This window comes from Variovorax sp. GW821-FHT09B05 (genome assembly GCF_059418265.1).
In genome coordinates this window covers 33,706-44,782 of the sequence record NZ_JBWKPN010000015.1, presented here as the reverse complement: position 1 = coordinate 44,782, position 11,077 = coordinate 33,706, and the positions used below count along the sequence as shown (strand labels likewise).

Here is an 11,077-nt window from a genome sequence, read left to right as displayed (position 1 = left end):
GCGAAATCAAGGAGGAGGCCGAAGGCCGGGGGACATTCGCGGAGGGAAGTACCCGCTGTCCTGTGCACGCCCCCCGAACAAGAGCCACCCGACATGACCCTCACCTTCGATTTCAGCAACCGCAAAGCCCTGGTCACCGGCGCCAGCAGCGGCATCGGCCAGGCCGTGGCCACGCAGCTCGCACGATTGGGCGCCGCAGTCACCGCCGTGGGACGCAACGCCGAAGCCCTTCACGAGCTGGCAGTGGAGACCGGCTGCACCCCACTCGTGCTCGACGTGTCCGACCCGCAAGCCCTCGACCAGGCATTGGCAAAGCTCCCCGCCTTCGACCTGGTCGTGAACTGCGCCGGCATCGCGCTGCTCGAACCGGCGCTCGAGCTGCAGGCCCGGAGCTTCGATGCCGTCATGGCCGTCAATGCGCGTGCCGCCGCGCTGGTCGCCGCGCGCTGCGGCAAGGCGATGGCCGCGGCCGGCGTGCGCGGCAGCATCGTCAATGTCTCGAGCCAGGCCGCGCTGGTCGCGCTCGACGACCACCTCTGCTACTGCGCCTCGAAGGCCGCGCTCGATGCGATCACGCGCTCGCTGTGCCTCGAACTCGGGCCGCACGGCATCCGCGTCAACAGCGTCAATCCCACCGTCACCCTCACGCCCATGGCCGCGCAGGCCTGGGCCGATCCGGCCAAGAGCGCGGCCGCCATCGCGGGCATTCCGCTCGGGCGCTTCGCGCGCGTGGAGGAAGTGGTCGCGCCGATCCTCTTCCTGCTGAGCGAGGGCGCGTCGATGATCAGCGGCGCATCGCTGCCGGTGGACGGCGGCTACACCATCGCCTGAAACGGCGGCGCTTCAGGCGAAGCGGTTGCCGCCCTCGGCCGGCCCCAGCAGCGCATCGAGGTTGCGGCTGATCTTCTGCTCGATCATTTCGCTGAAGCTGCTGAAGAGGAAGCCCAGCGTCGCATCGAAGGTGAGCGTCTGGGCCGTCACCTCGACCGTGCCGTCGATGCCGGCGCGCGTGAAGGTCGCCACGTCGCGCTCCTCGCCCTCGGTGTAGACGCAATCGAGCCCGAACTCCTGCTCGGCCTGCCGCACCCACTTGCGTGCCACCTGGCGTGCGCGGGCGATGCCCAGGGTGTGTTGGCGTTCGATATGGATGTCAGGCACCGTCGTGTTCTCCGTTGTTGTCGTGGCCGCGGCCGCGCCGCGTCTGCAGGATGCCGCTGGCCGTGGCGAGCGCCTGGCGGCGCTCCTCCATGGTCGGCAACCGGCCGATGCGGCGGACCTCAGTGTAAAAGCGCGGCCAGCTCCTGCCCTCGCGTTCGAACAGCGCCTCGAAACTCGGCACCAGGTCGTCGTAGGCGCCCTGCGCGCCGAAGGCCGCGTTGTTGGCGCGCGCCACCCAGCCGTCGTAGGCATGCTGGCGCGGGCCGGCCCAGCCCTCGCGCAGCGCCGCGTAGCGGGCGCGGAAGTCGTCCATCGCGGCCTGCTTCATCGCGGCCACGGCCTTCCAGTCCTGGGCCTTGGCCTCGGGCGATTCGTAGACGCGCGTGAGCGCGCGCCGGGTGTCGAGCGCGAGCGCGCGGAACTGCTGGCGCTGGGCGTCGAACTGCGCGTACTCGCGGCGCGCCGGCTCGCCGGCCTCGCGCTGCAGCCACAGCGCGCCGCCGATGCGCTCGACCGCCGTCGCATAGGACTCGTTGAACACCGTGTCGCCCGCCACGTAGAGCACCTGGTGCGCGAGCTCGTGGAACACCAGCCGCGCGAGCTCGCCCTCGGGGTAACCGATGAAGGTCGACAGCAGCGGATCGCCGCCGGCCCAGTTCATCCAGCCCAGCGTGGAATACGCGGGCACGGGATAGACCGAGACCTCGAGGTCCTGCCGCTTCTGCGCCTCGGCCTCGGCCTTGGCCGCCTCCTCGCTGTAGTAGCCGCGGTAGCCCACGCAGCCCGCCACGGGGAAGCACCAGCTCTTGAGCGTGAGCGAATACGGCGGCGCCGCCACCACGTTCCACACCGCGGCCGCGCGGTGCAGGTCGGCGTAGGCGGTGTAGCTAGGGTTGTCGGGCAGGCCCAGCTCGTCGCTCGCGAAGCGGCGGATGCGCTGCGTGAGCTCGAGCTTGGCCTTGAGCGCCGCGGGCACCGCCGGATCGGCCAGCCAGTCGGGCACCGGCTTGGCGGCGCGCATGATGCCGATGTGGCCGCTGGCCGACTGCCAGTAGTAGCGCAGGTCGGCGCAACCGCCGAGCAGCAACGCGCCGGCCAGCGCCACGATGGAGGCGGCCTTCACGCGGCCGCCGCCTGCGCGCCGGCCACGCGCTCGACCTCGACCAGGCAGTCGTAGAAGGTCGGGCCGCGGCCGATGTCGGTCAGGCGCTGGCTCGTGAGCTGGTTGACGTTGGTGCCGTCCATGCCGAGCTTGCGCCACCAGATGCCCATGCCGTTGACCACGCCGGGGCGCGCGCGGCGCGAGACCTCGGCGCGGCAGCGGTGCTCGCCGCGGCCGTTGAACACGCGCACCAGCGCGCCGTCCTCGATGCCGCGCACGGCCGCGTCGTCGGCGTGGATCTCGAGCAGCGGCTCGACCTCGATCGCGCGCAGGCTGGTCACGTTGACGAAGGTGGAGTTGAGGAAGTTGCGCGCCGGCGGCGAGATCATCGCGAGCGGGAATTCGGTGGAGCTGCCCGCCGGCTCCCAGTTGGGCACGTGGTCGGGCAGGCCGTCCATGCCCATGGCCGCCAGGCGCGCGCTGAAGAACTCGCAGCGGCCCGAGGGCGTGGGGAAGCGGCCCTCGGCGAACGGCGCCTCGGCCAGCTTCACGCTGGTGAAGCCCTGCGCCAGCAGCTGCGGGAAGTCGATGCTCCCCTCGGCAAAGGCGGTGCGGCACAGCGACTCGTCGCTCTCGGCGAAGCAGGGCTCGTCGAAGCCCAGGCGGCGCGCCAGCTCGCGGAACACCCAGGCATTGCTGCGCGCCTCGCCGCGCGGCGCCACGGCCGGGCGGTTCAGCAGCACGTCGGTGTGGCCGTAGCTGCAGTGGATGTCCCAGTGCTCGAGCTGCGTGGTGGCCGGCAACAGGTAGTCGGCATAGTCGGCGGTGTCGGTGCGGAACTGCTCGAGCACCACGGTGAACAGGTCCTCGCGCGCGAAGCCCGCCGCCACCTTGGCCGATTCGGGCGCCACCGCCACCGGGTTGCTGTTGTAGACCACGATCGCCTGGACCGGCTTCGCGGTGTCGAGCAGCGCGTCGCCGATGGTGCTCATGTTGATGGTGCGCGGCCGGCGGCCGGCCAGCAGGTCGGGCCGCTGCAGCGCGGCGCGGTCGACCGGGTAATGGCCCGAGCTGCTCAGCAGCAGCCCGCCCGCGCGGTCGCGCCAGGCGCCCACCAGCGCCGGCAGGCAGGCGACCGCGCGCGCCGCGTTGCCGCCGCCGCGCACGCGCTGCATGCCGTAGTTCAGGCGGATCGCGGCCGGCTTCGTGGTGCCATAGGCCCGGGCCAGCGCCACGATCTGTTCCTCGGGCACGCCGCACACGCGTGCCGCGCGCGCGGGCGGCCATTGCAGCGCGCGTTCGCGCAGTTGCTCCCAGCCCAGCGTGTGGTTCGCGATGTAGTCGTGGTCGAGCCAGTCGTGCACGATCAGCTCGTGCATCAGCGCCAATGCCAGCGCGGCATCGGTGCCCGGCAGCAGCGCGATGTGCTCGTCGCACTTGTCGGCGGTCTCGGTGCGGCGCGGGTCGATGCACACCAGCCGCGCGCCGGCGCGCCGGGCCGCCTGGGCATGGCGCCAGAAGTGCAGGTTGCTCGCGATCGAGTTGCTGCCCCAGATCAGGATCAGCTTCGCCTCGGCGAAGAACTCGATGCGCATGCCCACCTTGCCGCCCAGCGTGTGGACCATGGCCTCGCCGCCGGCCATCGAGCAGATGGTGCGGTCGAGCAGGCTGGCTCCGAGCTTGTGGAAGAAGCGCCGGTCCATCGATTCGCCCTGCACCAGGCCCATGGTTCCCGCATAGCTGTAGGGGAGAATGGCCTCGGGATCGGCGCGCAATGACCGAAGATGCGCGGCGATGCCGTCGAGCGCGGCCTCCCAGCTCACCGGCTCGAAGCGGCCGCTGCCCTTGGGGCCGACGCGCTTGAGCGGCTGGACCAGCCGTTCGGCATGGTCGTTGCGTTCGATGTAGCGGGACACCTTGGTGCACAGCACGCCGCCCGTGTGCGAATGGGCCGGATTTCCCTGCAGCTTGACCGCCACCCCGTCCTTGACGGTGGTGACGAGCGCGCAGGTGTCCGGGCAGTCGTGGGGGCAGGCGCCGAGCACCGTGGCGGCAGCGGCAGGCGAGGAGTCGTGGGGGGTGTCGTTCGAGGCGTGGGCCATCGGGCGAGTCTAAAGTTTTTGGCGTTTTCAGGGCATGCGGCGGGTTCGGCGCATGACGTATGGCAGGAGGGGGTTTTCGCAATGATGAATCGCAGGCATTTCTCGATGGCGGCCGGTGCCGCCGCGCTCGGCGGTTTCGCCGCCGTCGCCCGGGCCCAGGGCGACGGCCCGATCGTGCTCGGCCAGTCGGCGCCGTTCACCGGCCCGGCGGCGCAACTGGGCATCCAGTTCCACCAGGGCGCCAAGGTGTTCCTCGACGCCTACAACGCCCAATCGGGCCGCCGCGCGGTGCAGATCAAGACGCTCGACGACGGCTACGAGCCCGATCGCTGCGCGGCCAACACGCAGAAGCTGATCGACGAGGACGTGTTCGCGCTGTTCGGCTACATCGGCACGCCCACCAGCCTGGCGGCGCTGCCGCTGGCGGTGAAGGACAAGGTGCCGTTCGTGGCGCCCTTCACCGGCGCGATGGCGCTGCGCGAGCCCTTCCACAAGAACGTGTTCCACCTGCGCGCCTCGTACAACGACGAGACCGCGCTGATGGTCAGGCAGCTCACCCACCTGGGCCTGAAGAAGATCGCGGTGTTCCACCAGAACGACGCCTACGGCAAGGCCGGCCTCGACGGCGTGACGCTGGCGCTGGCCGAGCAGCAGCTCAAGCCGATCGCGCAGGCCACGGTGGAGCGCAACTCGGCCGAGGTGGCGCCGGCCGTGAAGACGCTGCTGGCGGCGCGGCCCGACGCGGTGGTCCAGGTCGGCGCCTACAAGGCCTGCGCAGCCTTCATCCGCGAGGCGCGCAAGGCCGGCTTCGGCGGCACCTTCTTCAACCTCTCGTTCGTCGGCACCCAGGCGCTGTCGGACGAGCTCGGCAAGGAGGCCGCGGGCGTGCTCGTGACCCAGGTCGTGCCCTCGCCCTACAGCCAGGCCAACGCGATCGCGCGCGAGTTCACCGAGGCGGTGCGCAAGGCCGGCAACGGCGCCAGCGCCAATTTCTCGAGCCTCGAGGGCTACCTCGCGGCCAAGGTGCTGGTCGAGGGCCTGCGCAAGGCGCCCGGCAAGCTGTCGCGCGAGGGGCTGATCACCGGCCTCGAGAGCATCGACCGGCTGCAACTCGGCGGCTTCGAGGTCTCGTTCTCGGCGAAGAACCACGTGGGCTCGAAGTTCGTCGAGCTCTCGATGCTCACGGGCGACGGCAAGGTGCGGACCTGAAGCGGTCCGCCCGGTTCGGGCGGCTCAGCGCCCGCTGAGCCCGTCGGCGGCCTGGAACATGGCCTGCCGCGCCTGGCTCACGATCTGGCCGCGCCAGGCATCGGTGTCGGTGTAGAAGGCCTCGAGCGTGCGCCGGCGGATCGCGTCCGACAGGTCGGCCGGTGCCTCGGGATGGCGGTGCAGCCAGTGGTCGCCGCGCAGCGCGGTCAGCACGTCGAGCACCGGCACGGTGCCGTACTCCATCGCAATGCCCGTGTACTCGGCCTGCGGGCATTCATCGTAGACGGCATCCCACATCAGGCCGCGCAGCAGCGCCGAGGTCGAGGAGCCGTCGTAGATCGAGGTGACCGGCGCCGCGTCGGCCTGGCCGGCGCCGTTGCCCCACCAGGCGTTGGCGCGCTCGTAGGCGATCTTGTCGTCGCGGCAGGCGAAGATGCGCTCGCCGATGCCGTTCGGGCCCAGGCCGGTGTGCAGGTCGATCCAGGCCAGCCGGCGCGTGCGCCGCGTATGGCGGCGCAGCACGGCGCGGATCATCCGGTGGCTCCAGGTCGGCGCCTTGCCGCCGAAGAACAGGCCGTCCTCGAACTGGTACTGGCCGCCGCTCACCGCGGTCTGGTAGGCGCCGATGCCGTTCTTCTCGATCCAGGCATTGACCGCGGCCTGGTTCTCGGCCGTGGGCGGCCAGGTGTCGGGCACCAGCAGCGCATGCAGCTCGGCATAGGCGGCATTGACCGGCAGCGGCTGCGTGAAGTCGACGAAGTTGCGGTTCAGGTCGACGTTCTCCTGCGTCACGCGGCGGCCGAACGAGAAGCCGTGCGGATTGAGCGCATGCACGTAGAGCACCGCCACGCCGGCCGAGCGCGCCTTCTCGCGCCACTCGGCGTCGTGCAGCGCGAACACCTGCACGCCGCTGCCGCAGTGGCCTTCCACGCCGTGGCAGCCGCTGCTGAGGATCAGCAGCCGGTCGGCGTCAGGCGCGCCGTCGAAGGCCACGTCGCACGAGAGTTCCTCGCCGTCGCGCCCGCGCATCGGCAGCAGATGGGGTTCCACGGTCAGGCCCGCGCTCAGGCAGGCCTGCAGGAATTTCTGGCGCGCCTGCGCATAGCGCGGCGCGAAAGCCTCGCCGATGCCGATCATTTCTTCGCGGCGCCGGTGGCGAGGTACTGCTCGGCGATCTGCACCCAGCAGGTGGCGCCCAGCGGGATCAGGTCGTCGTTGAAGTCGTAGCTGGCGTTGTGCAGCGTGCACGGGCCCTCGCCGTGGTGCACGTCGCGGTGCGCGCCGTCGCCGTTGCCGATGAAGGCATAGGCGCCGGGCTTGGCCTGCAGCATGAAGGCGAAGTCTTCCGAGGTCATGGCGGCTTCCTGCTTGAGCACGTTCTCGGGGCCGACGATGCCGCCCATCACGCGGCGCGCGAAGTCGGCCTCGGCCTCGGTGTTGATGGTGGGCGGGTAGTAGCGCTCGAAGCGGAACTCGCAGGTCGCGTCGTGCGCCGCGCAGATGTGGTCGCAGATCTGCTTCATGCGTGCCTCGATCATGTCGAGCACCTCGAGCGAGAAGGTGCGCACCGTGCCCGACAGCTCGCAGTTGTCGGGGATCACGTTGTTGGTTTCGCCGGCATGGATGGTGGTGACCGAGATCACGGCCGAGTCGGTCGGCTTCATCTTGCGCGTGAGGATGGTCTGGAAGGCCTGCACGATCTCGCAGGCGATCGGCACCGGGTCGATGCCGGTCTGCGGCAGCGCCGCATGGCCGCCCTTGCCCACCACGTTGACGTAGAACTTGTTGCCCGAGGCCATCACCGGGCCCGGGCTCACCGCGAACTGGCCGGCCTTCATGCCCGGCCAGTTGTGCATGCCGAACACGGCGTCCATCGGGAACTGTTCGAACAGCCCCTCCTTGATCATCTCGCGCGCGCCGCCGCCGCCCTCCTCGGCCGGCTGGAAGATCAGGTAGACGGTGCCGTCGAAGTTGCGGTTCTTGGCCAGATGCTGCGCCGCGGCAAGCAGCATCGCCGTGTGGCCGTCGTGGCCGCAGGCGTGCATCTTGCCGTGGTGCTTGCTCGCATGCGCGAAGGTGTTGAGCTCGGTGACCGGCAGCGCATCCATGTCGGCACGCAGACCGACCGCTCGGTTGCTGGTGCCGTTCTTGACGATGCCCACCACGCCGGTCGTGCCGAGGCCGCGGTGGATCGGGATGCCCCATTCGGTGAGCTTGCCCGCGACCACGTCGGCGGTGCGGACTTCTTCGAAGCAGAGTTCGGGGTGGGCGTGGAGGTCACGTCGGACGGCGGCGATGCCGGCCGCCTGCGTGACGAGCGAATCGATGAGTTTCATGGCTTGCTCTCAAAACGCCAGTCTATCCACTAAGGCATTTCCGAGCACACCGGAAAACACCCGACCCAAGGGCTTCATGGGGTGTGGGTCCAGAAGCCGCGGTGCGGCGCGGCCGCCTCGTCCTCGAGCACCGGTCCGACGACCTCCACCTGCCGCTGGCCGCGCACGAAGACTTCGCGGCAGGGCAGCGAAAAGGTCGGGTTTTCCGGATGGTCGCCCGTGAGGCCGAGCAGTGCGTGCTCCGACAGCGCATAGACCACGCGGCCGATGTTCGTCCAGTAGATCGCGCCGGCGCACATGCAGCAGGGCTCGGCGCTGGTGTAGAGCGTGCAGCGCGCGAGTTGCTCGGGCGTGAGCAGCCGCGCCGCCTGCGCGGCCGCGACCAGCTCGGCATGCTGCGTGGGATCGCCCTCGGGCGGCATCGAGTTGTTGCCGGCGCTGACGACGACCTCGCCGTGCTCGTTGGCCACCAGCGCCGCGAACGGGTGGCGGCCGCGGGCCTTCGATTCCTCGGACAGCGCGATCGTCATGCGCAGCAGCTCGAGGTCGCGGGGGGACAGGTCGGCGGATGGGGAGGCGGGTGTGTTCATGTCGATGGAATCCGTTGCAAGTCGCAGCGGACCGACGATCTCAGCAATCGCCGTGCCCGGCTCGCCCCAAGATACCGGAAACCGGCGGCCGCGGCCATCCGCGCGCGCCGCGCCGAGTTCCGGGACAATGCGCCGCATGTCCCTCACGCTTTCCCCCCGCAGCCTGGAACTGGCCCAGGCCCTGGTGCGCATGAACACCATCAGCGCCAACAGCAACCTCCAACTGATCGACTTCGCGCAGGCCCATCTCGCCGCCCTCGGCGTGAAGAGCCGCATCACCTACAACGCCGAACGCACCAAGGCCAACCTGTTCGCCACGCTGGGCGAGGGCAAGCCGGCCGGCGTGATCGTCTCGGGCCACACCGACACGGTGCCCTGGGACGGCCAGGACTGGAGCGTCGACCCGCTCTCGGCCACGGTGCGCGACGGGCGCCTGTACGGCCGCGGCTCGGCCGACATGAAGAGCTTCATCGCGGTGGCGCTGGCCAATGCGCACCGCTTCCTCGAGAGCGAGGCCCCCTTCGCGGTGCACTTCGCCTTCAGCTACGAGGAGGAGATCGGCTGCTTCGGCGTGAAGGAGCTGATCGCCGACATGCGCGACGCGGGCATCAAGCCGCTGGCCTGCATCGTGGGCGAACCCACGAGCATGGTGCCGGCCATCGCGCACAAGGGCGTGTACCGCTACAAGTGCTGCGTGCGTGGCAAGGAGGCGCACTCCTCGCTCACGCCGAAGTCGGTCAACGCCATCGAGATGGCCGCGCGCGTGATCGGCAAGGTGCGCGACATGGCCGAGGGCTTCGAGCGCGACGAGCCGCGCTACGAGGGCTTCGACGTGCCCTTCAGCACCGCCAGCGTGGGCCAGTTCCACGGCGGCATCGCCGACAACGTGGTGCCGCGCGACGCCGAGTTCCGCTACGAGTTCCGCGACCTGCCGACGGCCGACGCGAAGCGCATGCAGCAGGAGGTGCTGGCCTATGCGGGCTCGCTCGAGCCGGCGATGAAGAAGGTCGCGCCCGACGCCGGCTTCAGCTTCGACACCATCTGCGAGATCCCGAGCTTCCTCGGCAGCGCCAACGACGCCATCACCAAGCTCGCGCAGCGCCTGGCGGGCGAGGAGCGCACCACGCTGGTGGCCTTCGGCACCGAGGCGGGCCTGTTCAAGAACGCGGGCATCCCCACCGTGGTGTGCGGCCCCGGCAGCATCGAGCAGGCGCACCAGCCCGACGAGTACGTGAGCCTCGACCAGCTCGCGCGCTGCGAGCTGTTCATGCACCGCCTGGCGTCCTCGCCGGCCATCGGCTGAACAGGCTGCGTTGACGACCCCGGCCGCCGAGGGCGACGACGCGCTGCGGCGCATGAAGCGCGTGGCGCTGGGCCTGCTGTGCGCCGCCGCGGCGCTCTATGCGGTCGCCACGGTGCTGCACGACCGGCACCCGGTGTTCGGCTACCTCGCGGCCTTCGCCGAGGCCGCGATGGTCGGCGCCATCGCCGACTGGTTCGCGGTGGTGGCGCTGTTCCGCCATCCGCTGGGGCTGCCGATCCCGCACACCGCGATCATCCCGAGCAACAAGGACCGCATCGGCGCCAAGCTCGCGGGCTTCATCTGCAACAACTTCCTGAGCACCGCGCAGGTACTCGCGAAGCTGCGCGAGTTCGATCCGGCCGGCCGCATGGCCGAGTGGCTCGCGCGGCCGGCCAGCGGCGAGCGGCTCGGCGAATGGGGCGTGGCCGCGACGCGCTACGGGCTCTCGGCCTTCGACGACGCGCGCGTGCGCGACTTCATCGGCAAGGCCGCGGCGGCCGGGCTCGAGAAGATCGACCTGTCGCAGCTCATGGGCCAGACGCTGGGCGCGCTGACCGCGGGCGGGCGCCACCAGGCGCTGCTCGACGGGGTGCTCGAACAGATCGCGGGCGTGCTCGACGGCGAGGAGGTGCAGGCGCACATCACGGAGGCGATCGCGCGCGAGATCAAGACGCTGCGCTTCGTCGGCCTCGACCAGGTGGCGGCGCGCCTGGCCACGCGCAAGATCGTGGCGGCCGTGGCCCACACCATCGCCGAGCTCGCGGCCGAGCCTGAACACCCCATGCGGCGGCGCTTCGACCATTTCGTCGACGACTTCATCGTGCGGCTGCGGCACGACCCCGAGTTCCATGCGCGCGGCGAGCGCATCCGCGCCGAGCTGATCGCGCATCCGGCGCTGGGCGACTACCTGCACGGGCTGTGGGGCGAGCTGCTGGCGTGGCTGCACGAGGACCTCGGCCGCGGCGACTCGACGATCCGCCGGCGCATCGCCACGATGGCGGCCGCGCTCGGCCAGCGGTTGCAGGGCGACGAGGCGATCCGGCGCTGGATCAACGAGCAGATCGAGGCCGCGGCGCCGCTCGCGATCGAGCGCTACCGCGAGGACATCCGGCGCTACATCGTGGAGCGCGTGGCGCAGTGGAACACCGAGGAGATGACGGCCGAGCTCGAGCGCAACATCGGGCGCGACCTGCAGTTCATCCGCGTCAACGGCACGCTGGTGGGCGGGCTCGTGGGGCTGCTCATCCACGCGGCGACGCAGCTGCTGCGCGCCTGAG

General features: G+C 70.5%; 10 protein-coding genes. 4 read left to right on the top strand and 6 right to left on the bottom strand.

The genetic code is table 11. The features are described 5' to 3' along the window. Positions 1–93: 93 nt before the first annotated feature. Positions 94–831: an SDR family oxidoreductase gene (locus AC07RM_RS31080; protein ID WP_495336954.1), complete on the top strand. Its 738-nt coding sequence runs from the start codon at positions 94–96 to the stop codon at positions 829–831. Between the two features lie 12 nt (positions 832–843). Here the strand turns inward: AC07RM_RS31080 and AC07RM_RS31075 are convergent, their stop codons facing one another. The 3 genes from AC07RM_RS31075 to AC07RM_RS31065 are packed head-to-tail and all read right to left on the bottom strand — an operon-like array spanning position 844 to position 4,362. Then, complete coding sequence (locus AC07RM_RS31075; RefSeq protein WP_057592553.1) at positions 844–1,158, bottom strand: polyhydroxyalkanoic acid system family protein; 315 nt, start codon at positions 1,156–1,158, stop codon at positions 844–846. After that, on the bottom strand, positions 1,151–2,281 hold the full coding sequence (locus AC07RM_RS31070) for an aminopeptidase (protein ID WP_261212319.1): 1,131 nt from the start codon (positions 2,279–2,281) through the stop codon (positions 1,151–1,153). Before AC07RM_RS31070 ends, AC07RM_RS31075 begins: the two co-directional genes overlap by 8 nt. After that, entirely contained in the window at positions 2,278–4,362 is a 2,085-nt protein-coding gene (locus tag AC07RM_RS31065) for a molybdopterin-containing oxidoreductase family protein (RefSeq protein ID WP_495336953.1), read from the bottom strand. Before AC07RM_RS31065 ends, AC07RM_RS31070 begins: the two co-directional genes overlap by 4 nt. An 81-nt stretch (positions 4,363–4,443) precedes the next feature. On the opposite strand from AC07RM_RS31065, the gene AC07RM_RS31060 reads away from it, so the two are divergent. Next, complete coding sequence (locus tag AC07RM_RS31060) at positions 4,444–5,571, top strand: ABC transporter substrate-binding protein (protein WP_208514010.1); 1,128 nt, start codon at positions 4,444–4,446, stop codon at positions 5,569–5,571. Between the two features lie 24 nt (positions 5,572–5,595). Here AC07RM_RS31060 and AC07RM_RS31055 read toward each other — a convergent pair whose 3' ends face one another. From AC07RM_RS31055 to AC07RM_RS31045, 3 genes are all read right to left on the bottom strand, one after another. Next, positions 5,596–6,708, bottom strand: coding sequence for a M14 family metallopeptidase (locus AC07RM_RS31055; protein ID WP_398499197.1), 1,113 nt, complete (start codon positions 6,706–6,708; stop codon positions 5,596–5,598). Then, on the bottom strand, positions 6,705–7,907 hold the full coding sequence (locus tag AC07RM_RS31050; RefSeq protein WP_495336952.1) for a M20 aminoacylase family protein: 1,203 nt from the start codon (positions 7,905–7,907) through the stop codon (positions 6,705–6,707). Before AC07RM_RS31050 ends, AC07RM_RS31055 begins: the two co-directional genes overlap by 4 nt. Before the next feature lie 74 nt (positions 7,908–7,981). Continuing rightward, positions 7,982–8,497, bottom strand: a complete 516-nt coding sequence (locus AC07RM_RS31045) for a nucleoside deaminase (protein ID WP_495336951.1) — start codon at positions 8,495–8,497, stop codon at positions 7,982–7,984. A 136-nt stretch (positions 8,498–8,633) separates the two neighbouring features. On the opposite strand from AC07RM_RS31045, the gene argE reads away from it, so the two are divergent. After that, positions 8,634–9,800, top strand: coding sequence for an acetylornithine deacetylase (argE, locus tag AC07RM_RS31040; protein WP_495336950.1), 1,167 nt, complete (start codon positions 8,634–8,636; stop codon positions 9,798–9,800). A gap of 10 nt (positions 9,801–9,810) precedes the next feature. Next, a complete protein-coding gene (locus tag AC07RM_RS31035; RefSeq protein WP_495336949.1) occupies positions 9,811–11,076 on the top strand; it encodes a DUF445 domain-containing protein in 1,266 nt (421 codons plus the stop codon). Position 11,077: the final 1 nt, after the last annotated feature.